Origin of the sequence: Nonomuraea rubra, from assembly GCF_014207985.1 — a bacterium.
GTDB classification, from domain to species: domain Bacteria; phylum Actinomycetota; class Actinomycetes; order Streptosporangiales; family Streptosporangiaceae; genus Nonomuraea; species Nonomuraea rubra.
In genome coordinates this window covers 10710679-10736044 of the sequence record NZ_JACHMI010000001.1, presented here as the reverse complement: position 1 = coordinate 10736044, position 25366 = coordinate 10710679, and the positions used below count along the sequence as shown (strand labels likewise).

Below are 25366 nucleotides of genomic sequence, written 5' to 3'. Positions count from 1 at the left end.
CATCCCGCCGGCCACGACCTGCCGGCACTCGACCGGGGCGACTCATGCCGCCGATCCCGAACCGACCGGGGCGACCTCATGACGCTGGTCGCGACCTGTCGTACACCACCAGCGACAGCGCCCCCAGCACGCAGGCGGCCGCCACCGCCCCCATCACCGCCGGATACCCCGCCACCTGCGCGATCCCGGCCGCCACCAGCGGCGCCACGGCCTTGGCCACGGTGATGGGCAACGCGAGCGCCCCGCTCAGCGACGCGTACGCGGCCGTCCCGTACCGGTCGGCGAGCAGCGCGGGCCGCGCGATCGTCCCGACCCCGAACCCCAGCCCGAACAGCACCACCGCCACCACCGCCCCGGCGGCCCCGTGCCCGACCATCGGCAGGAGCACGGCCGCCAGCCCCTGCAACCCGAACATGGCCGCCGTGATCAGCGCGACCGGCCACCGCGCCTGCAAGCCGGTGGTCACCAGCCGTCCGGTCACCGACAGCACCCCGAGCAGCCCGGCCACCCCGGCCGCGAACACCGGCGGGTGCCCGAGCGCGATCAGGTACGTGACCAGCAGCACCCCCATGACCGCCACGGCCCCGGTCTGCGTCAGGAAGGCCGCCGCCAGCAGCCAGAACGGCCGCTCGCGCAGCGCCGCCCCCACGATCTCCCCCCGATCCGCGTGGGCGGGCGCGGCCCGGCTCCGTACGGCCAGCGCGTGCAGGGGCACGGCGGTCAGCGCGTACCCGGCGGCCAGGATGACCAGCGCCTGCCGCCACCCGTACAGCTCCACCAGGAGCCCCGTCAGAGGCAGGAAGATGCTGGAGGCGAACCCGGCCACCACCGTCACCGCCAGCAGGGCCCGCGCCCGCCGGGTCGCGTCGAACCAGGCCACGATCACCGCGAACGCCGCCTCGTACAGCACCATGGCCGACGCCACGCCCAGCACCCCGCACACGAGGTAGAGCTGCGCCACCGAGCGCACCTGCGACCAGGCCAGCACCGCCAGCGCGCCCAGCACGGACCCGGCCGTCATCAGCCCGCGGCCGCCGCGCCGGTCGAGCCAGCGCCCGATGAGCGGCGCGACGAGTCCCGACACCAGCACGGACAGCGTGATCGCCCCGGTGAGCTGCGCGACCCCGGCCTGGAGTTCGCGCGACATGGGCGGGATGAACACGGAGAACGCGTAATAGAGAATGCCGTATCCGGCGGTCTGCGTGATCGCGAGTGCGCCGATCATTCGCGCCGGCGCTTTCGGTCCCGCGTTCGCGATCACGCTGGAGTTGTTCCCGTTCACCTGCCGTAAATACGGTGATAAAGGTCACTTCGCCATCGAAGAATTTCCATGAATTCCCGCCTTACCGACATAACGTCGGATCATGACTCTTTCGTACGTGGTGACCGGCGGCGGGCGCGGCATCGGCAGGGCCGTGGCCGAACGGCTCCTCGGGGACCGGAACGTCGTGGTGGTCATCGAGCACGACAAGGACGCGCTCGGCTGGGCCGGCCCCAGGGTCGTCCCGGTGATCGGCGACGCGGCCGACGAGGAGGTCGCCGCCTGGGCCGCCGACCTGGCCCAGGAGTCGGGCGACCTGGTCGGCTGGGTCAACAACGCCGCCGTGTTCCGGGACGTCTCCGTGCACTCGTCCCCGGTCTCCGAGGTCAGAGCGCTGATCGCGGCCAACCTCGACCTCGCGGTGGTGGGCTGCGCCACCGCCGTACGCCACTTCCTGGACGCCGGCACCCCCGGCGCCATCGTGAACGTCACCTCCCACCAGGCCACCAGGGCCGTGCCCGGCAGCCTCCCCTACTCCACGGCCAAGGCCGCGACGGAGGGGCTGACCAGGGCACTCGCCGTCGAGTACGGCAGGCACGGCATCCGGGTCAACACCGTGGCCCCCGGCTCGGTGGCCACGGAGCGGTACGAGCGGCAGCGCACGCCGGAGATGGAGGCGGAGTTGGCCAGGCTGCACCCGCTGGGCAGGGTCGCCACCCCCGCGGAGGTGGCCTCCGTGGTGGCGCACCTGCTCTCGCCGGACGCCGCCTTCGTCAACGGCGCCAAGATCCCGGTGGACGGCGGCCGTACCGTGCTCGGGCTCGATCCGGAAGCCAGGGAATGAAAACCGTTGTCGCATGGTTGCAGGGGCCATGAAGAAGAACCTGCACCCCCAGTACCGTCCGATCGTCTTCCGTGACCCGAGCGTCGGCTTCGCCTTCCTCACCCGGTCGACCCTGACCAGCGACAGGACGATCGAGTGGGAGGACGGCAGGACCTACCCGGTCGTCGACGTGGACGTCTCGTCCGCCAGCCACCCCTTCTACACGGGCCGTGGCCGCATCCTCGACACCGCCGGCCGCGTCGAGCGCTTCAACCAGCGTTACGGAAAGACCAGCTGACCGGATCTTGCTGCGGCAAGATGTGACACATGTTCGACATGCCGCTGTCCGCCCGGCTCGAGCGTTCCCGCCGGATCCTCGTCGCCGGCGCGGGCGGCGGCTCCGACGTGTACGCCGGGTTACCCCTCGCGCTCTCCCTGCGGGAAGCGGGCAAGGAGGTGCACCTGGCGAACCTGTCGTTCAGCCACCTCGACGCCCTCGACCTCGACGTCTGGCTGTTCGAGGACGTCGCGGAGATCCACCCGGACACCGAGGCCCGCGACTGGTACTTCCCCGAGGGCTGCCTGTCGCGCTGGCTGGCCACGCACGGGCAGCCGTCCACCGTGTACGCCTTCCCCAAGGTCGGGGTCCGGCCGTTGCGCGCCGCGTACGCCAGGCTCGCCGAGCACCTCGGCCTGGACGCGGTGGTCCTGGTGGACGGCGGCACCGACATCCTCATGCGTGGCGACGAGGCGGGCCTCGGCACCCCGGCCGACGACATGGCGAGCCTGGCCGCCGTGCACGCACTCGACGTGCCGGAGAAGGCGGTGGTCTGCCTGGGGTTCGGGGTGGACGCCTACCACGGCGTGAACCACGTACAGGTGCTGGAGAACCTGGCGGCGCTCGAACGCGACGGCGCCTACCTCGGCGCGTTCTCCGTCTGCCGGTCCACGAAGGCGGGCGCGCTCTACCTCGACGCCGTCGCCCACGCCCAGGCCGAGCTGCCGGCGTACCCGAGCATCGTGAACGGCTCGATCGCGGCGGCGGTGCGCGGCGAGTTCGGGGACGTGCGCTTCACCGACAGGACGAAGGGCAGCGAGCTGTTCGTCAACCCGCTGATGGCGCTCTACTTCGCCGTGGACCTCGACGCGCTGGCCAGGCGCTCGCTCTACCTCGACCGGCTCCGGGACACCGTGCTGATGCGCCAGGTGCACTCCGTCATCGAGGCGTTCCGCGACGAGGTGACGCCCCGGCCGCCGAAGGCGTTCCCGCACTAGGGACGCGTCAGAGGCCCAGGGCGTCGGCCAGCGAGTCGATCTCGGCCGCCAGCAGCGCCGTGCCGATCCCGGCGAACGGGCCCCGCAGCTCCACGCTCAGCACCCCCTGCAACCTGGCCCACACCAGGACGGCCCCGCCCGGCGTCGCCGCGCGCCCCTGCGCGACCAGCGGCACGAAGGGCCTGAGCACGTCCTCCGCACCCGACAGGGTGGGCGCCGAGGACACGAGCAGGAACAGGCCGGGATGAGCCACGGCCCAGTCGTAGAACGCGCGCGCCAGCGCGTGCAGCCGTTCACGCGGCCCGCCCTCAGGCAGGGCGCCGGCGCGTACGGCCGCGGCCAGCTCGCCCAGCCCGTCCTGGACCAGCTCGGCGAGCAGGTCGTCGCGGCTCGCGAAGTACTTGTAGAGGGCGGGCCCCGTCATGCCCAGACGCCTGGCCACCGCTGTCAGGCTGAGCGGCTCGCCCTCGCCGATCTGGGCGAGCGCGGCCTGCTTGATCTCCCTTCTGACCTGTTCCCGGTAACGCTGTCGTGGTGTCGACATGCCCTCATTATCCAGAGTTCCGGTTCCGCCACGGCGCGTGATCGCCAAGCGCGGGTCAACGCCCCGGCATGCAGGGCCTACTCGTGGGTAAGAACTGGTCACCGGCGTGAGAGCAGTGGTGGTGTGATGAGTCTCTCCGGAAGGGAACGCCGTATTCTCGCCGAGATCGAGCGAGCCCTCGAGCGGGACGACCCCGAGCTGGCCAGGCGCGTCGCCGCCATCAACAGGATCGAGGCGGGCGGCGAGTCGCTGCCCGCGCAGCCGTACGGCGACCGGTTGCGCATGTGGGCGCTGGGCCACGTCTGGATGTTGTTCTGGGCGGCCGCGGTGGTGATCGTGTTACTGCTGCTGGCGGTGCTGACCACCTGAGCGGTGGTGCCGCAGCACCAACAGGCTGAAGGCGGCGCTCAGGGCCACCAGGGCGGCGATGGCGGCCTCCCAGCGCCACACCTCCTCCCCGGTGCGCATGGCCTGGATGGTGCAGAACACCGCCGCGATGACGCCCAGCACCAGCGCGAAGAGCGACAGGATGCGCCGGACGCGCAGCGGGCTGCGGGCCGTCACCGGCTCGGTGCCCTCACGGTTGCGTAGCCACATGGCCTCCTCCTCAGGCCAGGCACCTCAGTGCCGAGGCGATGCGCGGGTCGAGGTCGTGCGAGGCCGGCGACCGGCCCACCGTGGCCTCGACGAACTCCGGGTACGGCAGGTTGGCGGTGACCCCGTCCACGGCGGCGAAGATCTCGTCGGCCGTCTGATCGACCTGCACCTTGGCGTCCTGTTCGGCCAGCACGAACCGGCCGACCGCCACCCGCCACAGGATCCGGTCGTCGGCCTCGTCCTCGCCGACGGGCGCGCCCACGTCGTCGGCGTGGGTGGCGTACTCGGAGTCGTAGTGGAAGGCCTGCAGCCCGACGGGGTAGGGCCCGGCCATCGTGTCGAGCATGGCGTGGCGGCCTCGCTCCCGCATGCGCTCGCGCGTCTCGCCGTTCTTCGTGCGCCACTCCGCCAGGACCTCGTGCACGGGCAGGGCTCTGCGCTCGCGTACGCACCACTCGTTGAAGTCGTTGTAGCCGCCGATGCCCGCGTCGGACAGCTGGTCCATCAGGTCCTCCACGGTGCCGTCGAGGCAGGCGTGGTTGTACAGCTCCTCGCCCGCCAGGTGCGCCAGCACGTCGCGGACCGACCAGCCCTCGCACCGGGACGGCCGCAGCCAGCCGGCGTCGTCCAGGCCGGAGAAGTGCCGGTCGAGCCGGGCGGCCTCGGCGTCGAAGATGTCGAACGGGTTGAAGTCTTTGAGCAGGTCGTCGGCCATACCCGGACGCTACCCCTCAGGTCTTGACTTTATCGCCGATGGCGGACCTGGCCCGGGCGTACTCGTCGGCGCAGGCCGGTGCCCGCCCGGCCGGCACCCAGCCGCCCTTGGCGATCTTGTCGTACCTGCCCGGGTCGGCGCCGTAGAGCAGGCAGGCGAACGTGGCCGACTCCGCCATGCCCGACAGGTGGTCGAGGCCCGCGTGCCCGGCGAGCAGGTGCCGGGCCTCGGCGGCGGCCACCACCCGGCCGGGCGTGTCGGCCACGAGGGTCAGCGCGGCGAACCGGTCGGCCTGCGCCTCTCCGCCGGCCATGCCGTTGAGCGTGGTGAGGGCGTGGCCGAGCTCATGGTGGAAGAGCACGGACAGGGCGCCGCGCACGCGGGCCTTCGTCGCCTTCTCGCCGGTCTCCTCGGTCTGCGAGATGCCCTTGATCGTGCGGTTTACCTGGTCCACCAGCGAGTAGCAGATCGTGATCTCGCGCTTGCCGTGGTCCCAGCCCGCCTTCGGCGCGTCGCAGTCGCGGGCCACGACCGTGATCCGCTCGGGCAGCCTGACCTCCGTCTTCAGCGCGTCGCTCGCCTTGAGCAGCCGCTGGGCCCGCTCGGCGCGGGGTGAGTCGGGACGCTCGTAGCGGACGGACAGCTCAGAGGAGGGGGCCGCTCCCAGCGTGCTCGTCATGCTGAGGACGAGGGCGATCACGGGATGCGGCATGCGCGGGCTCCTTCGGGGGTTCGATCAACGCAATGGGACTTCCCATGCGGCGAATGCGTGATCGCTAAACCTGCCGAAGGTGAAAAAGCCGGAGGCCCAGCCCCGAAGGACTGGGCCTCAGCAGGTGGAACTATCGGCGCCAGGAGTACACGCGGACGTAGTCCGAGCGGCTCTTGGAGCCGTTGAGCTCGTCGTCACCGCCGTAGACGGCGCGGAACGTGCCGCTCTTGTAGGCCTTGGTCTTGGCGTAGAACTTGCCGCCGCGACCGGTCCAGTCGGAGGCGACCCACTTCCAGCCACTGCGGTAGTTGGCCTTGTAGTAGATGTGCACCTTCTCGCCGCGCACACCCTCCCAGCCGTCGTCGTTGACGAGGAGGCGGCCGGAGAAGTAGATCGACTTGCCCTTGCGGACCTTGTACGGGTCGGCGCTGAAGCGGGAGATCGTGGTGTTGAGCTTGCCTTCCTCGACGTCGACCGAGAAGAAGGCGTCGTCCTTGGCGATCTCCTTGCCGTCCTTGTCGAAGGCCACGGCGGTGGCCTTCCACTTGCCCTCGTAGTCGTTCTCGTTGAACCCGATGGCCCAGCGCCAGCCCTCGAGGTCCTTGACGTCCTTCGTGCGCATCGTGCGGAAGTTGTTCTCCGCGGGGGCGACACTGAGCTCGACCTTCTGGACGTCGGAGCTGGCGCCGACGTCGAAGTACGCCGTCGTCTCCGAGCCCTTCTTGACCACGACCGGGTTCGGGCTGATGTCGCGGATCACGAGCCGCGTGTCGGCCTTGGTGGCGGCGGAGGCAACGCCCGCGCCGGACACCAGCATGGCACCGCCGATAGTGGCGGAAAGGATACCTACTGCGATCTTTCTCATGAGGGTGCTGATTCCTCTCCCCGTATTGACTTCGGAGCCGACTTCGGGGCGGCCGGCTCCCTCTACTACTTTGAGGCACGATCAAGGGAAAAAGTTGTCTAAAGATACAGAAAATATTTGATCACGGTCTTAACCAGGGCTTATGCGGAAAAATCGGTTTTGGGTTGACGTGACCGGCTACAGTCTGGCCCATGACGGACGTCTACACGCTGGGCGAGCCGCTGGGGGTCGTCTCCAGCGGCCGGGTGCGCCACGAGAGCGAGGCCAGACTGGACGTCTGCGGCCCGGAGTTCACGCTGGCCATCGCCCTGGCCCGGCTCGGGCACCGCTGCGCGTACCTGGGCAAGGTGGCCGATGACGAGCTGGGCGCCAGAGCCCTGACCGTCCTGCGGGGCGAGGGCGTGGACGTCGAGGACATGCGCGTGGCCGAAGGCGCGCGCACGGGGCTGCTCCTGCGGGAGTCGCGCGTCGGCCGCGAGCTCGCCGTGACGCACTACCGCACCGGCTCCGCCGGCGCGCTGCTCGCGCCGGGCAACGTGCCCATCGACCGGATCGCGGCCTCCCGGATGCTGCACGTCACCGGTCTGACGGCCGCCCTGGGCCGGGACGCGCAGGACGCCGTGCGCGCCGCCGTCACCGCGGCCAGGAACGCCGAGGTGGCGATCTCCTTCTCCGTCGAGTACGTCCCCGAGCTGTGGCCGTCGGTCCGCGAGGCCGAGGAGGTGCTCGGCGAGCTGGCCTGCGAGTCGCACCTGCTCTTCCTCCGCCAGGACGAGCTCGACCTGGTCAAGCCCGCCCTCACCCCCGAACGGGAGGTCGTGGTGGACCGCGGGGCGAAGGGCGCCAGCGTACGGGCCGACCGGATGCGCTACGACGTACAGGGCTGGCAGGTCCCCGTGGTGGACACCGCGGGGGCGGGGGAGGCGTTCGCGGCCGGATACATCAGCGCCGCGCTCGACGGCCTCATCCCCCAGGAACGCCTGCACCGCGGGGCGCTGCTGAGCGCCGCCGCGGTGACCAGCGTGAGCGACTGGCAGGGGTTGCCCACCAGGGCCGAGCTCTAGTTGACGGTGAGCGTGAACGTCGAGGTCGTGTTCCTGACGTTCGTGTGGTTGTTGCTGAACCGCAGGTTGTTGAACGTGGCCGAGCCGATCGCCGGGCCCTGGCCGGGCTCGGGCAGCTCGTTCACCCAGATGCCGAACCCGGACTTGGCGTCGAAGGCGTCACCGCTCTTCTGCGCCCCGCTGATGGACACGTTCGTGAAGACCGTGTCCTTGATCGGGTTCAGCGGCGTCGAGGGGTTCGAGTAGCCGGTCTGGAACATGATCCCGCTGTACGTCGGGTCCACGATGTCCAGGTTGCTGACCCGGATGCCCTGGAACACCTTCGAGGAGGAGAACAGCCACATCGCCGGGAACGTCTGCTGCCCCCAGAAGTGCCCACCCGCCCGGACCAGCGAGATGTTGTCGAAGGTCGTGGGCGGGCTGGCGCCGAAGCCGTGCATCGGGATCCCGAAGTCGAGCGAGCTGATCGTGACGCCCGAGTACACCAGCGTGTCGGCGATGTAGATGTTCTTGAAGGTGTTGTTGTAGCCGCCGTACACGGCCAGGCCCGCGGCCCGCCAGGTCAGCAGCGAGGTCAGGTTCTCGTAGACGTTGCCGAACTGCTCGCCCGAGTTGTTGTCGATGGCCGAGAACAGCGCGAAGCTGTCGTCACCCGTGGACCTGGTCTCGATGTTGGTGACGTGGTTGCCGGTGCTGCCGTTGGTCATGTTCAGGCCGTCGGCGAACACGTTGCGGATCCGCGAGTTCCTGATCGTCAGGTTGTCGACGTTCGAGCCCCACAACATGCAGATCTGGTGCTCGATCCAGACGTTCTCGATCGTCATGTTCGCCACGTTGTTGAAGTCGAACACCTTGCCCGGGCCGTCGATGCGCTCCACGTAGTTGCCGAAGTAGGCGAAGCCCGAGAACGCCGAGCCGTTGGCCGTGGCCTCGGACCGGAAGCCGATGTCGGTGTTCGACTGCCCCGACGGCGCGTGGAACCTGGTGAACCAGGGGCCCGCCCCGACGACCTTGACCGGCTTGCCGTACACCTGGAACTTGCCGTTGGTCTGGTAGTCGCCGGGCGGCAGGTAGACACCGGTCAGGTTGGCGTCCATGCGGGCCTTGTCGAGGGCGTTCTGCACGTCCTGGTGACCGAATCCGGCCGGTACGGCGTACTTGGCCGGGTCCGGGTTGGCGATCTGGGTGGCCAGTTCGAGGTCCACGAAGTCGATCGCGTAGTTCAGGGAGTTGGCCGCGTCCTTCTGCAGCCTGATCTTGCTGCCCTTCGGGACGGTGGTGCCGAGCAGCAGGTTCGCCTCGTCGTAGATGTGCCTGGGCGGGCCGGAGCCCGGGTTGTTGTTCGGGCTGGCCTCGGGGCCGTACAGCCAGGCGTAGCGCGAGGTCAGGTTGACGGCCTTGAGGAAGGAGCCGTTGACGTAGACGTTCAGCGTGGAGTTCTGGCCGCCGCCGCCCGGGGCGTCGGGCATCGAGAAGCGGGTGACCAGGGTGTTCGTGTCGGCCCTGGTGGTGAACTCGACGTACGCGCCGGTCTGGTTGAGCGTGACCGCGCGCCGTCCCGACGCCTCGCCGGCGATCGTGCCGATCTCCCTGCTCGGGCCGACGCGGGCCGCGCCGCCGCCGATGGCGGCGTCCTCGGCCTCGTACGTGTCGTACGGCATGTTCGCGCCGCGGCCCACGAACAGCGGCAGCGTGCTGGTGTTGTTGGCCCGCTTGACCGGCAGCTCGTTGGCGTCGTCGGCGAGCACCGTCTTGACCGTGTACTTGCCGTTGGCCGCCGTCCACGTGCCCAGCGTCACCGGGCTCGTGGTGGCCCCGGCGGCGATCGCGCCGCTCGCGGAGCCGGTCAGCGTCCTGACGACGTTGCCGGCCTCGTCGGTGACGGTCAGCGTGATGCCGTGCGCGCCGCCGCTGGAGGCCACGGTGCCCTGGTTCCTGATCGCGACGGAGAACGTCACCGAGGTGCCCGCGGCGGGGTTGCCCGGCGTCCAGGAGACGGGGGAGGCGATCAGGTCGGCCGTGTCGACGGGCCTGACGGTGAGCGTGCCGGTCGTGTCGTTGTTGGCCTCGTTCTGCTCGACGACCTGGTTGCCCTCGTCCACCTTGGCCGCGAGCTGGTACGTGCCCGCGTCCCTGGTCCCGATGTTCGCCGACACGGTGGTGGACGCCCCTGCGGCCAGCGCGCCCACGCCGGCGCTGCCCACCTTGGTGGTGCCCGCGTAGAAGTTGACCGAGGTGGCGCCGGAGGCCGCGGTGCCGGCGTTCCTGACCGTGGCCGACAGCGTCACCGCGTCGGTCTCGACCGGGGCCGCAGGGGAGGAGGCCAGGCCCGACACGGTCAGGTCGGGGTTGGGCGCCGGGGTGCCGTAGATCTGGAACTCGGCGACCTGGCCGCTGGGGGCGCCGGAGTTGGCGGTGAACTGGAGCCGCACGTCGGCGGCCTTGCCGGTGACCGGGACGGTCACGCTGTTGCCGGTGGCCGGGTCGAAGGTGTAGGTGGCCTGGGCGACGAGGGTGGTGAAGGTGGAGGCGTTCTGCTCGCGGCCGAGCACCTGGAGGGTCTGGGTGCGGCGGCCCCAGGCCGGGTCGGGGTTGAGCTTGAGCACGATGGAGGTCAGGTCGGCGTTGGCGCCGAGCTGGGCGGTCAGGGTGGCCGGGTAGGCGGCGCCCTCCCAGTAGGTCTGCAGGTTGTCGTCGTTGGCGTTGGCGGCGGCGTAGGTGTGGGTGTGCCCGGACTCGGTCATGGTCTTGCCGAGGGCCAGGTTGGTGCCGTCGGGGCCGGGGCCGGGGTCGTCCTGGGTGGTGCCCCAGACCTCCAGCTCGGAGAGCTGGCCGGCGGGCCAGCCGGAGTTGGCGGTGATGTGCACGCGGACGTGGCGGGCGGTGGTGCCGGCGGGCAGGGTGATGGTGGCGGCCGGGCTGATGGTGTGGGTGGCCGCGGCGGCGATGGTGGTGAAGCTGGTGCCGTTCGTGCTGCCCTGGACGCTCAGCGTCTCGGTGCGGCTGGGCCAGCCGGTGGGCAGTTTGAGCACCACCTTGCTGAGGCCGGCGGTGGCGCCGAGGTCGACCTGGATCCACTGCGGGAAGGCGTTGCTGGCCGATTCCCAGTAGGTGGCCTGGTTGCCGTCGGTGACGTTGGCGGCGCGGTAGACGTCGGTGAAGCTGCTGGCGGTCGCCGTCTTGCCGGCGGCGAGGTTGGTGTCGGCCGCGGCGTGCGCGGCCGGTGCGGCGAGGAATCCGATGAGTAACGCAAGGGCGGCTAACAGTGCTCTCATGGGGGTGGCCCTCCGGGTAAGGCAGATGGCCGAACCATAGGATGTCGAGCAGATGGCCGCAATATTTCGACTTCATTTCGCAAACGATCGACTGACTCTGAGCGTTCTCTGAGGTCTTCCCCTGCTGGTCAGGGACCGGCAACTGGCAGGAAGCCCGGTGTGGGCGCGGTGCAAGCCGCGACGTTCGATCCACGTAAGCCATTGCAAGCGCTTGCGCGGAAGGCCGTATAGTTTGCGCATGACGCGACGACTCGCAGAGGTGGCCAAGAAGGTCGGGGTGAGCGAGGCGACCGTGAGCCGCGTGCTCAACGGCAAGCCGGGGGTGTCCGACGCGACCCGCGAGGCCGTGCTGACGGCACTCGACGTGCTCGGCTACGAACGCCCCACACAGCTCCGCGGCGACCGCGCCCGGCTGGTCGGCCTCGTGCTCCCCGAGCTGCAGAACCCGATCTTCCCCGCCTTCGCGGAAGTGGTCGGCGGCGCGCTCGCCCAGCAGGGCTTCACCTCCGTGCTGTGCACCCGCACGGTCGGCGGCGTCTCCGAGGCCGACTACGTCGACCTCCTGCTCCAGCAGCAGGTCAGCGGCGTGGTCTTCGCCGGCGGCCTGTACGCCCAGGCCGACGCCTCCCACGGCCACTACGAGCTGCTGCACGAGCGCAAGCTCCCCACCGTCCTGGTCAACGCCGCCGTCCAGCACCTCGACTTCCCGCAGGTGTCCTGCGACGACGTGGTGGCCGCCGAGATGGCCATCGCCCACCTGCGCGCGCTCGGTCACGAGCGGCTCGGCATGGTCCTCGGGCCCAAGGACCACATGCCGTCGCGGCGCAAGCTCGACACCTTCCAGGCCGCGGGCGGGGACACGGAGCTGGTGGAGCACACCATGTTCTCCCTCGAAGGCGGGCACGCGGCGGCCGCCCGCCTGGTCAAGCGGGGCGTCACGGGCGTCATCTGCGCCAGCGACCTGCTCGCGCTGGGCACCGTACGCGCCGCCCGCCGCGCCGGCCTCGCCGTCCCCGCGGACATCTCGGTCATCGGGTACGACGACTCGGCCCTCATGAACTGCACGGAGCCGCCGCTCACCACGGTCCGCCAGCCCATCGACGCGATGGGGCGGGCGGCGGTGGACCTGCTGGTGGCCCAGATCGACAAGGCGGTCGTGCCGGCGGACGAGCTCCTCTTCGAACCGGAACTCGTCGTCCGCGCCTCCACCACCCGCGCCCGCCCCTGACCACGCCCCGCCCCCTCGCGCCCGCCCGGATTGGGCCGGTGGTGTGGGCCGGCGCGGCGAGGCGGTGACGCGTGCACGGCGCGGTGCGAGGGCCGGCGGCGGGGAGGCGGCGTGGGTGCGTGTGCTGCGGTGCTGGTGCTTTGACGCGCCGGGCCGGCAGCCACGTCCCGGAAGGACCCCGACCCCGTACGGCGACCCCGGAAGAGCCCACCCTCGGCGTAACGCAGTCGTTATCTTGCAATATGAAGTTGAAATCTTGCGCGCATACGTCACGGATCCTATGGTGTGGGCACCTCGCATCAGAAGGGTCAGACCATGCAGAGATCCACCGGACTCTTGCTCGTATCCGCGCTAGCCCTCTCCACCGCCGCCTGCGGTTCGGGGAGCGAGCCCGCCACCCCCACCGCCGGCGGTGCCAAGGCCGTGTCGATCACGGTGGCCTGCCAGCCCGCCAAGTCGGCGCCGAAGGAGCGGCAGGCCTGGGATGACGATGTGGCGGCGTTCATGAAGGCGCACCCCGGCGTGACGGTCAAGAGCACGGACCAGCAGCCGTGCTTCGACCCCAAGACGTTCGGCCCCAAGCTGGCCGGCGGCCAGATGGAGACGGCGTTCGTGGTGCCCGTGACGAACTACAACGACGTGATCTCCAAGGGCCAGGCGCTCGACATCACCCCGTACACCAGCGAGATCAAGAACTGGAACGACCTGCGCCCTGACCACAGGGAGCTCGTCACCAAGGACGGCAAGATCTACGGCGTCCCGAACGTGCACTACAGCGTCGGCCTGGTCTACAACCGCGCCTTGTTCACCAAGGCCGGGCTGAACCCGGACGCCCCGCCCAAGACGTGGGCCGAGGTCCGCGAGGCGGCGAAGAAGATCGCCGGGCTCGGCGCCGGCTACGTCGGGTACGGCGAGTACTCCGGCGGCAACACCGGCGGCTGGCACTTCACCCAGGCCATCTACGGCCGCGGCGGCAGCATCCTGTCGCCCGACAACAAGACGGCCGCGTTCAACTCGCCCGAGGGCAAGGCCGTGCTGCAGACCCTGCACGACATGCGCTGGGTGGACAACAGCATGGGCACCAAGCTGCTGGTCGGCTGGGAGTCGCTCATGGTCGCGATGGGCAGCGGCAAGGTCGGCATGATGCTCGGCGCGCCCGACGTGGTCACCGACGTGGTCAACAAGTTCAAGGGCAATGTCGCCGACTACGGCATCACCGGCTTCCCCGAGGCGAAGGCGTCGCTGAGCGGCGGCGAGGCGTTCATGATCAACCCGAAGGCCACGCCCGAGGAGGCCAAGGCCGCGCTGGCGTGGATCGACTTCCGCTTCAACACGGTCGGCAAGGGCCGCTTCGACTTCGCCCGCGGCAAGAGCCTTGGCAACCCCGTCGGCGTCCCCGACAACGCCGTCTTCGGCGACTCGCCCACCGGCCAGGCCATCCAGGCCGACCGGGTGAAGAACGCCTCGCTGCCGGTCACGAACTACGAGACCTACGTCCAGGCCGCCGGCACGATCCCGCCGAAGGCCGAGCCGCTGCACGCCCAGGAGCTGTACGCGATCCTCGACGTGGCCATGTCGGGCGTGCTGAGCCGTAAGGACGCCAGCATCGACCAGCTCCTCGCCGACGCCGAGACGAAGGCCAACGCGGTGCTGGCGGCCAAGGGCTGACCCTATGCAGATCTTGAGGCGCAATCTGACGGCCTACGGGTTCTTGTGCGCGGCGCTGGCGTGTTTCACGGTGTTCGCCTGGTATCCGATGGTCAGGGAGTTCATTCTGAGCTTCCAGAAGACCGACCTGATCAACGAGCCGATCTGGGTGGGCCTGGACAACTTCGTGACGGCCTTCCAGGACCCGGCTTTCGGTGAGGCGTGGCTGAACACGCTGGAGTTCACGTTCCTCGCACTGGTGTGCGGCTATGCCGTACCGTTCGTCGTCGCGCTCGTGCTGAACGAGCTGCGCCACGCCCGGGCCTACCTGCGGTTCGTGGTCTACCTGCCGGTCATGCTGCCGCCGATCGTGGCGGTGCTGCTGTTCAGGTGGTTCTACGATCCGGGGCCCGGGCTGTTCAACCAGGTGCTGGACGCGTTCGGCCTGCCGCCGCTGGCCTGGCTGGACAGCTCGTCCACCGCGCTGATCTCGCTGGTCATCGTCTCGACCTGGATGAACATGGGCAGCGCGACGCTGATCTACCTGGCCGCGCTGCAGAACATCCCGCCGGAGCTGTACGAGGCCGCGGAGCTGGACGGGGCCGGCATCTGGAAGCGCATCAGGCACGTCACGATCCCGCAGACGCGGCTGATCCTGCTGCTCATGCTGATGTTGCAGATCGTGGCCACCATGCAGGTGTTCATCGAGCCGTACATGCTGACCGGCGGCGGCCCGGAGAACGCCACGGTCACGGTCGCGTACCTGATGTTCCAGAACGCGTTCACCCTGCAGGATTACGGCTCCGCGGGCGCGCTCGGCATGATGCTGATGATCGTGCTGCTCGTGTTCGCCGCCTTCCAGCTCCGCCTGACGAGGGAGGACAAGGCGTGATCTCCGTCGGAGCCCGGGCGGCGACCCGGGGCAAGCGGGGCAGGAAGCGGTCGCCGAGGCCGATCGAGGTGCAGTTCCGTACGATCGTCTCGCCGCACCAGCTCAACAGCAGGTGGGGCCGGCGCATCTACTGGATCGTGCTGACCGCGGTGCTCGTGCTGTTCACGACGGCGTTCGTCTTCCCGCTGTACTGGATGGTCACCGGCGCGCTGAAGGCGCCGGAGGAGCTGGCGCAGATGCCGCCCACGTTCTTCCCCGCCGATCCGACGCCGGACGCCTTCTTCGAGGCGTGGGACCTGTTCGACATCGGCACGCTGCTGCTGAACACCGGTTACTACTCGCTGGGCGGCTGGATCGTGTGCATGGCCGTGGACGTGTCGGCGGCGTACGCGCTGTCGAAGCTGCGGCCGGCGTTCGGCAACGTCATCCTCGGCATGATGCTGGCCACCCTGATGATCCCGGCGATGGTCGTGCTCATCCCGCTGTACGTGACGGTCGTGGACCTGGGCCTGCTCAACAACCCGTGGGCGCTGTGGCTGCCCGCGGCGGCCAACGGCTTCAACATCTTCCTGCTCAAGCGCTTCTTCGACTCGATTCCCCGTGAACTGATCGAGGCCGCGCAGATCGACGGGGCGGGCCCGGTGCGGATCCTGCGTTCGGTGGTCCTGCCCGTCTCCCGGCCCATCCTGGGCGTGGTGTCGATCTTCACGATCGTCACCTCGTTCAAGGACTTCGTCTGGCCGCTGCTCGTCATGACCGACAGCGACAAGATGACGATCAGCGTGGGCCTGTCGCAGACGGCCGGGGCCGTCACCCAGAACCAGGTCATGGGCGGGCTGCTGATCACCAGCATCCCCATGATCATCGTTTTCTTCATCTTCCAACGGCACATCATGGCGGGACTCACCGCCGGAAGCATCAAGGGATAAGCGCATGTCGCAAACGTGGTGGCGGGGGGCCGCGATCTACCAGGTCTACCTGCGTAGTTTCGCCGACGGCAACGGCGACGGCGCCGGCGATCTGGCCGGGCTGCGCTCCCGCCTGCCGTATCTGAAGGACCTGGGGATCGACGCCATCTGGCTCAACCCGTGGTACCCGTCGCCGATGGCCGACGGCGGCTACGACGTGGCCGACTACCGCGACATCGAGCCGGTCTTCGGGACGCTGGAGGAGGCCGAGCGCTTCATCGAGGAGGCGCACGAGCTCGACATCAGGGTCATCATCGACGTCGTGCCGAACCACAGCTCCACCGAGAGCGCCTGGTTCAAGGAGGCGCTGGCGAACCCGGCGGCCCGCGACCGGTTCTGGTTCGCCGACGAGCCGCTGAACGACTGGCAGTCCATCTTCGGCGGCTCGGCCTGGACGCAGGTGCCCGACGGGCAGTGGTACCTGCACCTGTTCGCCCCGGAGCAGCCCGACTTCAACTGGAACAACCCGGAGGTCCACCAGGAGTTCGAGGACGTGCTGCGCTTCTGGTTCGACCGGGGCGTGGACGGCGTGCGCATCGACTCCGCCGCACTGCTGATCAAGTCCGAGACCGCCCACGAAGACCTCGACGAGGTCCACGACGTCTACCGCCGGTGGCGCGAGGTGGCCGACGAGTATGACGAGCGCATCCTGATCGGGGAGGTCTGGCTCCCCGACCAGGAGCGTTTCGCCCGCTACCTGCGTCCCGACGAGCTGCACACGGCCTTCAACTTCGACTTCCTGGCCTGCGCCTGGGACCCGGCCGACCTGCGCAGGTCCATCGAGCTGACGCTGGCCACGCACACCCCCATCGGCGCCCCGCCGACGTGGGTGCTGGCCAACCACGACGTGACCAGGCCCGTCACCCGGTACGGCCGAGCCGACACCTCCTTCGCCCACGGCGGCGCCCTGCACGGCACCCCGACGGACCTGGAGCTGGGCTACCGCCGGGCCAGGGCCGCGGCGCTGCTGGCCATGGCGCTGCCCGGCTCCGTCTACGTCTACCAGGGTGAGGAGCTGGGCCTGCCGGAGGTGGAGGACCTGCCGGACGAGGTGCGCCAGGACCCGATGTACGCCCGCTCCGGCGGCACGAACCCGGGCCGCGACGGCTGCCGCATCCCGCTGCCGTGGTCGGGCGAGGAGCCGCCGTTCGGCTTCGGCACGGGCACGCCGTGGCTGCCGCAGCCGGAGGGCTGGCGCAAGCTGACGGCCGAGGCGCAGCGTACGGACCTGGGGTCGATGCTGAACCTCTACCGTACGGCCCTGCGCCTGCGCCGCGAGCTGCTCGGGGACGGCACGCTGACCTGGCTGCCGCTGGGCGAGCGGGTGCTGGCCTTCACCCGGGACTCGGGCCTGACCTGCGTCACGAACCTGGGCGCCGACCCGGTGCCGCTGCCGGCAGGCAGGGTCCTGCTGGCCAGCGGCCCGGTCGTGGACGGGCTCCTGCCGTCCGACACCACGGCCTGGCTCTCCCCGGAGAGCTGATATCCGGCACCCCGACCACCCCCGCGCCGGGCACTCCGGCGTGGGGGAGGGCGGCGCCGTTCACGGCGCCAGCGTCACCACGTAGCGCCGCAGCCCTCCCTCCGCGCTCTCGAACACCGCTCCGAGCCGCTCCGCCAGCCGCTGGGAGCTCACGTTCCCGTCGTCGGTCTCGATGAGGATCTCCTTCAGCCGGGCCCGCCTTCCCGCCGCGAGCACCGCCTGGGCCGCCTCGGCCGCCAGCCCGGCGCCCCGGTACCCGGGATCCAGGCTGTAGAGGATCTCCACCCGCTCCTCGCCGCGCCGCCGCAGCCCGCACACCCCGATGAGCACGTCCTCCAGGAAGACCTGCCACAGCCCGTACCCGCGCCGCGCGAAGTCGGCCTCGCTGTCGCGCAGCAGCGACTCGGCCAGCCGGGGATCGACCTCCCTGTCGTCGAAGAGGTAGCGCCTGACCTGCGGGTCGTTCCAGTGCCGCACGAGCGCGCCGAGATCGCGCAGCCCGGCGGGACGCAGCTCCAGCCGTTTCGTGGACATCGCCGTCATGCCTCCACAGAACACCCTGACGGGGGCGCGGAGAAGGGGCCGGTTACGATCACGGGATGGCACGCCTGCGCAGGACGCCCCCGGACGAGCTGGACCCGGAGGCCCGGGCGCTCTACGACAAGATCACCTCAGGGCCGCGCGGCCGGTTCATGGCCGGCCCGGAGGGCGGGCTCACCGGACCGTTCAACGCGATGCTGCTCAGCCCGCCCGTCGGCGACCCGCTCCAGGAGCTCGGGGCCGCCATCCGCTACCGCTCCACGCTCACCGGCCGGGCGCGGGAGCTGGCGATCCTGGTCGTGGCCGGGCACCAGGACAGCGCGTTCGAGCGGGCCGCCCACGAACCGATCGCCCGCGAGCTGGGCTTCACCGAGGAGCAGCTCCAGGCGTTGCGCGACGGCTCGCCCCTGGCGCTCGACGACCCGGCCGAGTCGGCGGTGCTGCGCGTGGCGCGGGCCCTGGTGGCGAAGGGGGACCTGGACGAGGGGGAGTACGCGGTGCTGGGGGAGCGGGAGCTGTTCGAGCTGACCACGCTGGTCGGCTACTACTCCACGCTCGCACTCCAGCTCCGCGTCTTCCGCGTGTGAACCCCTACTGCCTGCAGGCGCTGCGCAGCCCGTAGAACCAGGACAGGTACCGGTCGTGGATGGCCCGGCCGGAGATGCGGACGAACGCGTCGTCCGCGTTCTCCATGTACGTGAAGTTCGCGCTGCCCGTGTAGACCCGCGGCGTGATGTCGTCGTCGTAGAACCCGTCGATCATCATGAGCTTGTTGTGCGTGACCACGTCCCGCGTGCCCACCCTGAACCGGCAGGGCGTGACCTGGATGGCCCGCCCGTTCACGGTCCTGGCCAGCGCCTGCCGGATCGTGTCGTCCACGTTCTTCGTGGCCGCGCCGGCGGCGTTCTCGTAGTACACGATGTCCACCCAGCAGTTCTCGCCGCGCAGCCGGACCAGCTCGTTCGCGATGGCCAGCCGGTTCTTGTTGAACGCGGTCAGCGCCATGCGGATGTCGGTCTGCCGCGTCACCCCCGCCTCGTCCCGGTAGCTGCACTCGACGAGCCTGAGGATGGACACGATGGGGTCGGGGTCGGTGACCAGGCGGGGGAAGAAGGTGGCGCGGTGGGTGCTGCCGGTCGGCGAGGTCCAGTAGTAGCCGGGGTCGACCGCCTTGCGCCGCCCGGCCTGGAGGTCGGCGAAGTAGGTGCGGTAGGCGTTGTAGACGGTGGTGTCGGTGAAGGTGTACGCGTCGTTGTAGGAGTTGTACAGGTACCAGTCGGACAGGTTCGACGAGGTCTGGAACACCACGTCGGCGTGGGTGACGCCGCCGACCACCACGCTGGAGAACAGGGCGAACTTGCTGTGCAGGTAGTTGCGGCCGATGCAGCCGCGATCGACCGTCGACTCGTCGGGATACTCGCAGCGGACCACCCAGGAGCCGGCCGACTCGGAGGTGCCGAGCGCCGCGGCGAGGGTGGCGGTGACGGCGTCGTTGGCGCCGTTCTCCATGCTGTCGAGGATGACCTTCACCCGCACGCCGCGCTGGTGTGCGGCGATAAGCCGGTCGGCGACCTCGCTCGACCGCTGGCCGGGCGAGAACTGGTGGTTGACGAACCGGATCTCCGCGCCCTGCGGCGTGGCGTTGATCAGCCGGATGAGCTGGTCCATGACGGCCGACTGCGCGGCGCTGGGGGTGCCGGCCACGCCGGAGTCGGCGGTGGGGTCGTTGAACACCGGCGCGTTCAGCACGGGCGGCCCGGTGACGTCCGCCCGGGCGGGGGTCGCGATGGTGAGCAGGCCGGTGACGACGCATAACGCGAGGAGGACTCGCCTCATGTGCGGTTCCCTTCGATGGGAGGGGCAGCACATGCGACTTTCTACTTAAATATGATTATTTGTCAACGGAGCTAGGCCGACTCCCTGATCACCAGCTCCGTCGGCAGGATGATCGGATCGGTCGGCCCGCCCTCGAACAGGTTGAGCAGCAGCCTGACCATGGCCGCCGCCTGCTCGGCCACCGGGTGCCTGAGCGTCGTCAGCGGCGGCTCGGTGTACTTCGCCGCCTCGATGTCGTCGAAGCCCACCACCGCCACGTCGTCGGGCACCCGCCGCCCGGCCTGCCGCAGCGACTGCAACGCGCCCACCGCCATCAGGTCGTTGGCCACGAAGACGGCGTCCAGCGCCGGATCGTCGCCGAGGAGCTGGCGCATCGCGACCGCGCCCGACTCGCGGGTGAAGTCGCCCACCGCGACGATCGAGCGGCGGTCGGAGTCGCGCAGCACGTTGCGGTAGCCGGCCAGCCGGTCCTGGCCGGCGATCATGTCCTGCGGCCCGGCGATCGTGGCGATCCTGCGCCGCCCCGTCTCCACCAGGCGCCGCACCCCGGCCTCCGCCCCGCCGACGTTGTCGTTGTCGACGAACGGGATGTCCACCGGCACGGCGGGCCGCCCGTACGAGACGACCGGCACCCGCAGCCGCGACAGCGCGGAGGGCAGCGGGTCGGCGCCGTGCATGGACAGCAGCATCACCCCGTCGACGTGGCCGCCGGAGATGTAACGCTCCACCCTGGCGTGACTCTTGGGCGAGGACGCCAGCATCAGCACGACCTGCTTGTTGATCGCCTCCAGCTCCACCGAGGCGGACCTGATCGCCGTGGAGAACAGCGGGTCCTCCGAGAAGACCCGGGTCCCCGGCTCGCTGACGACCAGGGCCACCGAGTCGGTGCGCTGGGTGACCAGGCTGCGCGCGGCGGAGTTGGGCACGTACCCCAGCTCGTCGATCGCGCGCAGCACGGCGTCGCGGATGTGCGGCGCCACCGTCGTCTGCCCGTTGACCACCCGGGACGCGGTGGCGCGCGACACGCCCGCGCGGGCGGCGACCGCCTCAAGGGTCGGGCGTCTCATGTCAGCACCAGGAGGGAGAGCACGTCAAAGAATCTACAGGCCGTTCCTGCCGATCACGTCCCGGTACCACAGCGCGCTGTCCTTGGGCACCCGCTCCTGCGTGGAGTAGTCCACGTGCACGATGCCGAAGCGCCGCCGGTAACCCTCCGCCCACTCGAAGTTGTCCAGCAGCGACCACACCAGGTAACCCCGCAGGTCCGCGCCCGCCTCGATGGCCCGGTGCACCTCCCGCAGATGCCCGTCCAGGTACGCCACCCGGTCGTCGTCGTGCACCCGGCCGTCCTGGACGACGTCGTCGAAGGCCGCGCCGTTCTCGGTGACCATGAGGCCGACCTGCGGGTAGTCCTGCGAGAGCCGCACGAGCAGCCTCGACAGCCCGTCCGGCACGATCGGCCAGCCCATCGCGGTCGTCGGCGCGTCGGCCGTGGCGAACTTGACGTCCTCCGAGCCCGGCCAGGCCGCGTCGGCCGGCAGCCCCGGGCCCGACTCGACCACGCACGGGTTGTAGTAGTTGACGCCGATCAGGTCGATCGGGGCGTTGATCAGCTCCAGGTCGCCGTCCTGGATGTGCGCCGTCCCGCCGTTGCGGGCCGCCGCCTCCAGCACCTCCTCCGGGTACGTCCCGTACATGGCCGGGTCGAGGAACTGCCTGGTCAGCAGCGTGTGGATGCGGTGCACCGCGGCCGCGTCCGCCTCGCTCGGCACCGCCGACGGGTCGTTGACCTGGGCGGGGGTGAGCACGGGCGAGGAGTTGACGACCAGCATGATGCTGCGCGCGCCGGCCTCGCGCAGCCGCCTGGCCGCCAGCCCGTGGCCGAGCAGCAGGTGGTGGGCCGAGCGCATGGCGTCGGCCGGGTTGCGGCGGCCCGGCGCGTGCACGCCGTTGCCGTAGCCGAGGAAGGCGGCCACCCAGGGCTCGTTCAGCGTGGCCCAGTCGGTGACGCGGTCGCCGAGCTTGTCGTGGACGGCCGCTGCGTAGTCGGCGAAGCGGTAGGCGGTGTCCCGGTTCGTCCAGCCGCCGCGGTCTTCGAGGGCTTGGGGAAGATCCCAGTGATAAAGCGTGACATAAGGCGAAATTTCGGCGGCTAGTAGTTCATCTACGAGCTTGTCGTAGAACGCCAGGCCGCGGGGGTTGACCGAGCCCTCGCCGTCCGGCTGGATGCGCGGCCAGGCCACCGAGAACCGGTAGGCCGCCAGCCGCAGCTCGCGCATCAGCCCGATGTCGTCACGGAAGCGGTGATAGTGATCGCAGGCCACGTCGCCGGTGTCGCCGTCGGCCACGTTCCCGGGGGTGTGGGAGAAGGTGTCCCAGATCGACTGGCCCCGCCCGTCCTCCTTGACCGCCCCCTCGATCTGGTAGGAGGCCGTGGCGGCACCCCAGACGAAGTCCTCGGGAAAGATCATCCCTTAACAGCTCCTTGCATGATTCCACCGATGATTTGCTTGCCGAACAGGGCGAAGACGGCCACGAGCGGCAGGGTCCCGATCGCGGTGCCCGCCAGGCCGAGCACGTAGTCGTTGACGTACCCGCTGGCCAGGGTCGACAGCGCCACCTGGACGGTCGGGTTGTCCGGGCTGAGGACGACCAGCGGCCAGAAGTAGTCGTTCCAGGCCGACATGAACGTCAGCATGCCCAGCACCGCCGCCGCCGGCCGCGCGGCCGGCAGCACGACGTGCCAGAACAGCCCCCACGTCGAGCAGCCGTCCACCCGCCCGGCCTCCAGCAGCTCGGTGGGCAGGGCGCGCGAGAGGTACTGCGTCATGAAGAACACGCCGAACGCGTTGACCAGCGCCGGCACGATCAGCGCGTAGTTGGTGCCGGTCCACTCCAGCTTCACCATGAGCATGTAGAGCGGGATGATGCCGAGCTGCGCCGGGACCATCATGGTCGCGACCGTGATCACCAGCATGATGTTCCTGCCCCTGAACTTCAGCTTGGCGAAGGCGAACCCGGCCAGCGTCGAGAAGAACATCACCGCGATCGAGATCGACCCCGCCACGATGACCGAGTTGGCCAGCGCCAGGCCGAAGGGCACGGTGTCGAAGACCCGGGAGACGTTGGCGAAGAAGTTCCCGCCGGGGATCAGCGGCGGCGGCACCTCGGCCAGCGCGGAGTTGTGCCTGGAGGCCACCACGACGCTGTAGTACAGCGGGAACGCGGAGAAGAACGCCACCGCGGTCAGGGTGAGGTAACGCAGTCTCACACCAGACCTCCCTTCACCTTGCGGGTGATCAGGAAGTTGATCCCGGCGACGACCACCACGGCCACGAACATCAGCCACGACGCCGCCGAGGCGTAGCCGAAGTCGAACGTCGAGTTCGCGAAGCCCTGCTCGTAGACGAACAGCGCAAGCGTCTGGAACTGGCGGTCCGGGCCGCCTGTCGCGATGCCGCCACCGCCGCCGCTGCTCTGCCCGAAGAGCATGGGCTCGGCGATGATCTGCATGGCGCCGATCGTGGAGACGATGACCACGAAGATGATCGTCGGGCGGATCATCGGGATCGTGATCCGGCGCAGCTGGGTGAAGTTGCTCGCGCCGTCCAGGGTCGCGGCCTCGTACAGCTCGCGCGGCACGGCCTGCATGGCCGCCAGGAAGATCAGCGCGTTGTAGCCGGTCCAGCGCCACATGATCATCACGGACAGCGCGATGTGCGAGGTGGCCGTGCCCGCCGCCCAGTCGATGTGGCCGACCCCGAACCAGGACAGCATCCAGTTGATCAGCCCGAAGTCCCGGCCGAAGAGCTGGCTGAAGATCACCACGACCGCGACCACGCTGGTGACGTTCGGCAGCAGCAGGGAGATCCTGAACAGCGTCTGGAACCGCAGCTGCCGGTTGAGCAGGTGCGCCAGCCAGATGGCCAGCGCGAGCTGCGGCACGGTCGACAGCACGCCGATGGACAGCGTGTTGAAGGTGGCGTTCCAGAAGTACCCGTCGGTGAGCAGCGTGGCGTAGTTGTCCACGCCGATGAACTCCTGCGTCTCCGACAGGAGCGTCCACTCGTGCAGGCTCACCCAGGCCGTGTAGACCAGCGGGAACAGGCCGAAGGCGCAGAACAGCAGGAAGAACGGGGCCACGTAGGCGTACGGCGACACCCTCACGTCGAGGGTGTGCCGCACGCTGCGCCTACGCCGTCGCGTGACCGCGAGGGGAAGGGTGCTCATTTGATCTTCTTGACGTCCTCGAGCACCTGTGCCCACGCCTCGTCCGGCGTCTGCTTGCCCTGCTCGACGCGGCCGAGGCCGTTGCCGATGGCGGTGCGCACGTCGGCCTCCTTCGGGCCGAGGTGCTGCGGCTTGAGCGCCTTGGCGGCGTCGGAGTAGATCTTGCCGATGGGGGCGTCACCGAAGAACGGCTTGGTGAAGTTCTGGATCGACGGGTCGTCGTACAGGGCCGGGATGGACGGGAACGTGCCCTCCTCCTTGAAGACCTTGGCCTGGTTGTCCTTGGAGGTGAGGAAGTCGATCAGCTCGGCCGCCTCCTTGGGGTGCTTGCTCTGCTTGGGCACCATCAGGTGCGAGCCGCCGCTGTTGCCGGAGCCGCCGGGCACCGAGGCGATGTCCCACTTGCCGGCCGAGTCCTTGGCCTGCTCCTGGATGAAGCCGGTCATCCAGGCCGGGCAGATGATCGTGGCGAACGAGCCCTTGGCGAAGCCGGTGTTCCACGGCGGCGAGAAGGCGGCCAGCTTGGCGGTCAGGCCCTCGGCGGTGAGCTGGTTCGACAGGTCCCAGGCCTTCTTCACGTCGGGGTTGGACTCGACGATGATGTTGTCCTGGGCGTCGTACAGGCCGACGGGCGCCTGGTTGACCATGGCGCGGAAGATCTCGCCGGGGGAGTCCACGAACTTGGCGCCGGCCACGCCGGCCGCCGCGAACTTCTTGCCCGTCTCGATGTACTGCTCCCAGGTCGGCCAGAGCGCCGACACCTGCTCGCGGTCCTCGGGCAGCCCGGCCTTCTTGAACAGGTCCTTGCGATAGCACATGGCCAGCCCGCCGACGTCGGTGCCGAGGCCGAGCACCTGGCCGCCGGCCTTGCTCAGGCCCTGCTGCCACTTCCAGTCGAGGTAGTCGGCCTGGCGCTTGTCGAGCCCGTACTGCTTGAGGTCGACGAACTTCCCCGGCTGTGCGGTGAACGTGCTGATGTAGCCCACCTCGACCGCCGCGACGTCCCCCGCGCCGGCGTTCGTGGCCAGCCGCTTGACCAGGTTGCTGTGGTGGTCGTTGAACTGGGTGACGTTCTCGACGATCTCGATGTTCGGGTGGGTCTTCTTGTACTCCTCGTAGAGCGGCTTGAAGCCGAAGTCGCCGAACAGGTCGACCGTCAGCTTGATCTTCTCTCCGGGCTTGGCGCTCGACTCGGTGGCGGTGTTGCCGCCGCCTCCTCCACCGCCGCACGCCGTCGCCAGGGCGAGGACGGACGCGGTGAGCAACGGCAGGCCGAGCCGCCGGATGCCAGGGGCCATGGGAAACCCTCCTGGGTGCTGACTTAGGGGGATGGTGAGAGAGCGCTCTCTCAAGAGAGTCCCGGTGCTCACCTCCTGCTGTCAACGGAGGTTAAATAACGATCCGCGTTACC

At 69.6% G+C, this 25366-nt stretch carries 25 protein-coding genes; 11 read left to right on the top strand and 14 right to left on the bottom strand.

What is annotated here, in order from left to right; all coding sequences use genetic code 11:
- Nucleotides 1-76: 76 nt before the first annotated feature.
- Nucleotides 77-1225, bottom strand: a complete 1149-nt coding sequence (locus tag HD593_RS48895; RefSeq protein WP_185109724.1) for an MFS transporter — start codon at nt 1223-1225, stop codon at nt 77-79.
- A gap of 139 nt (nt 1226-1364) precedes the next feature.
- On the opposite strand from HD593_RS48895, the gene HD593_RS48890 reads away from it, so the two are divergent.
- From HD593_RS48890 to HD593_RS48880, 3 genes are read left to right on the top strand one after another with little or no spacing between them, the layout of a single operon-like run.
- Nucleotides 1365-2105: an SDR family NAD(P)-dependent oxidoreductase gene (locus tag HD593_RS48890; protein ID WP_185109722.1), complete on the top strand. Its 741-nt coding sequence runs from the start codon at nt 1365-1367 to the stop codon at nt 2103-2105.
- A 28-nt stretch (nt 2106-2133) separates the two neighbouring features.
- Nucleotides 2134-2382 (top strand): type B 50S ribosomal protein L31, encoded by a 249-nt coding sequence (locus HD593_RS48885; protein WP_185109720.1) that lies wholly within the window; start codon nt 2134-2136, stop codon nt 2380-2382.
- A 29-nt stretch (nt 2383-2411) separates the two neighbouring features.
- Nucleotides 2412-3359, top strand: coding sequence for a DUF1152 domain-containing protein (locus HD593_RS48880; RefSeq protein ID WP_185109719.1), 948 nt, complete (start codon nt 2412-2414; stop codon nt 3357-3359).
- Between the two features lie 7 nt (nt 3360-3366).
- Here the strand turns inward: HD593_RS48880 and HD593_RS48875 are convergent, their stop codons facing one another.
- A complete protein-coding gene (locus HD593_RS48875) occupies nt 3367-3903 on the bottom strand; it encodes a TetR/AcrR family transcriptional regulator (RefSeq protein WP_185109717.1) in 537 nt (178 codons plus the stop codon).
- A gap of 126 nt (nt 3904-4029) precedes the next feature.
- Between HD593_RS48875 and HD593_RS48870 the strand changes: the two genes are divergently transcribed.
- A complete protein-coding gene (locus HD593_RS48870; RefSeq protein ID WP_185109715.1) occupies nt 4030-4272 on the top strand; it encodes a DUF3040 domain-containing protein in 243 nt (80 codons plus the stop codon).
- On the opposite strand, the gene HD593_RS48865 is transcribed toward HD593_RS48870, so the two are convergent.
- From HD593_RS48865 to HD593_RS48850, 4 genes are all read right to left on the bottom strand, one after another.
- Nucleotides 4243-4500 (bottom strand): DUF6343 family protein, encoded by a 258-nt coding sequence (locus HD593_RS48865; protein WP_185109713.1) that lies wholly within the window; start codon nt 4498-4500, stop codon nt 4243-4245. The genes HD593_RS48870 and HD593_RS48865 overlap by 30 nt on opposite strands.
- 10 nt (nt 4501-4510) lie before the next feature.
- Nucleotides 4511-5215, bottom strand: coding sequence for a maleylpyruvate isomerase family mycothiol-dependent enzyme (locus tag HD593_RS48860; protein WP_185109712.1), 705 nt, complete (start codon nt 5213-5215; stop codon nt 4511-4513).
- A 16-nt stretch (nt 5216-5231) separates the two neighbouring features.
- Nucleotides 5232-5927: a DUF4344 domain-containing metallopeptidase gene (locus HD593_RS48855; protein WP_185109711.1), complete on the bottom strand. Its 696-nt coding sequence runs from the start codon at nt 5925-5927 to the stop codon at nt 5232-5234.
- A 130-nt stretch (nt 5928-6057) separates the two neighbouring features.
- Nucleotides 6058-6744: a hypothetical protein gene (locus HD593_RS48850; protein WP_185109709.1), complete on the bottom strand. Its 687-nt coding sequence runs from the start codon at nt 6742-6744 to the stop codon at nt 6058-6060.
- Nucleotides 6745-6983: 239 nt separating this feature from the next.
- On the opposite strand from HD593_RS48850, the gene HD593_RS48845 reads away from it, so the two are divergent.
- On the top strand, nt 6984-7856 hold the full coding sequence (locus tag HD593_RS48845; protein WP_185109707.1) for a PfkB family carbohydrate kinase: 873 nt from the start codon (nt 6984-6986) through the stop codon (nt 7854-7856).
- Here the strand turns inward: HD593_RS48845 and HD593_RS48840 are convergent.
- Nucleotides 7853-11131 carry a discoidin domain-containing protein gene (locus HD593_RS48840; protein WP_185109706.1) on the bottom strand — a complete coding sequence of 1093 codons (3279 nt, stop codon included), beginning with the start codon at nt 11129-11131 and terminating at the stop codon, nt 7853-7855. The two genes, HD593_RS48845 and HD593_RS48840, sit on opposite strands and share 4 nt — an antisense overlap.
- A gap of 238 nt (nt 11132-11369) precedes the next feature.
- On the opposite strand from HD593_RS48840, the gene HD593_RS48835 reads away from it, so the two are divergent.
- From HD593_RS48835 to HD593_RS48815, 5 genes are all read left to right on the top strand, one after another.
- Entirely contained in the window at nt 11370-12359 is a 990-nt protein-coding gene (locus HD593_RS48835; protein WP_185109704.1) for a LacI family DNA-binding transcriptional regulator, read from the top strand.
- Nucleotides 12360-12674: 315 nt separating this feature from the next.
- Entirely contained in the window at nt 12675-14027 is a 1353-nt protein-coding gene (locus HD593_RS48830; protein ID WP_185109703.1) for an ABC transporter substrate-binding protein, read from the top strand.
- Nucleotides 14028-14031: 4 nt separating this feature from the next.
- Nucleotides 14032-14898, top strand: a complete 867-nt coding sequence (locus tag HD593_RS48825; protein WP_185109702.1) for a carbohydrate ABC transporter permease — start codon at nt 14032-14034, stop codon at nt 14896-14898.
- The gene (locus HD593_RS64855; RefSeq protein ID WP_312904294.1) at nt 14895-15827 is read left to right on the top strand and encodes a carbohydrate ABC transporter permease; all 933 of its coding nucleotides are present in this window, start codon (nt 14895-14897) and stop codon (nt 15825-15827) included. Before HD593_RS48825 ends, HD593_RS64855 begins: the two co-directional genes overlap by 4 nt.
- Before the next feature lie 4 nt (nt 15828-15831).
- Nucleotides 15832-17349 (top strand): glycoside hydrolase family 13 protein, encoded by a 1518-nt coding sequence (locus HD593_RS48815; protein ID WP_185109700.1) that lies wholly within the window; start codon nt 15832-15834, stop codon nt 17347-17349.
- Between the two features lie 60 nt (nt 17350-17409).
- Here the strand turns inward: HD593_RS48815 and HD593_RS48810 are convergent, their stop codons facing one another.
- Nucleotides 17410-17883: a GNAT family N-acetyltransferase gene (locus HD593_RS48810; protein ID WP_185109698.1), complete on the bottom strand. Its 474-nt coding sequence runs from the start codon at nt 17881-17883 to the stop codon at nt 17410-17412.
- 65 nt (nt 17884-17948) lie between these two features.
- On the opposite strand from HD593_RS48810, the gene HD593_RS48805 reads away from it, so the two are divergent.
- Entirely contained in the window at nt 17949-18476 is a 528-nt protein-coding gene (locus HD593_RS48805; RefSeq protein WP_185109697.1) for a carboxymuconolactone decarboxylase family protein, read from the top strand.
- A 4-nt stretch (nt 18477-18480) separates the two neighbouring features.
- On the opposite strand, the gene HD593_RS48800 is transcribed toward HD593_RS48805, so the two are convergent.
- The 6 genes from HD593_RS48800 to HD593_RS48775 form a co-directional block, all read right to left on the bottom strand.
- A complete protein-coding gene (locus HD593_RS48800) occupies nt 18481-19725 on the bottom strand; it encodes a phospholipase D-like domain-containing protein (protein ID WP_185109695.1) in 1245 nt (414 codons plus the stop codon).
- A 71-nt stretch (nt 19726-19796) separates the two neighbouring features.
- On the bottom strand, nt 19797-20792 hold the full coding sequence (locus HD593_RS48795; protein WP_185109694.1) for a LacI family DNA-binding transcriptional regulator: 996 nt from the start codon (nt 20790-20792) through the stop codon (nt 19797-19799).
- A 33-nt stretch (nt 20793-20825) separates the two neighbouring features.
- A complete protein-coding gene (locus tag HD593_RS48790) occupies nt 20826-22196 on the bottom strand; it encodes a GH1 family beta-glucosidase (protein ID WP_185109692.1) in 1371 nt (456 codons plus the stop codon).
- Complete coding sequence (locus HD593_RS48785; RefSeq protein ID WP_185109690.1) at nt 22193-22996, bottom strand: carbohydrate ABC transporter permease; 804 nt, start codon at nt 22994-22996, stop codon at nt 22193-22195. The genes HD593_RS48790 and HD593_RS48785 overlap by 4 nt, the downstream gene beginning before the upstream one ends.
- Nucleotides 22993-23955, bottom strand: a complete 963-nt coding sequence (locus HD593_RS48780) for a carbohydrate ABC transporter permease (protein ID WP_185109689.1) — start codon at nt 23953-23955, stop codon at nt 22993-22995. The genes HD593_RS48785 and HD593_RS48780 overlap by 4 nt, the downstream gene beginning before the upstream one ends.
- A complete protein-coding gene (locus HD593_RS48775) occupies nt 23952-25253 on the bottom strand; it encodes an ABC transporter substrate-binding protein (RefSeq protein ID WP_185109687.1) in 1302 nt (433 codons plus the stop codon). Before HD593_RS48775 ends, HD593_RS48780 begins: the two co-directional genes overlap by 4 nt.
- Nucleotides 25254-25366 lie beyond the last annotated feature (113 nt).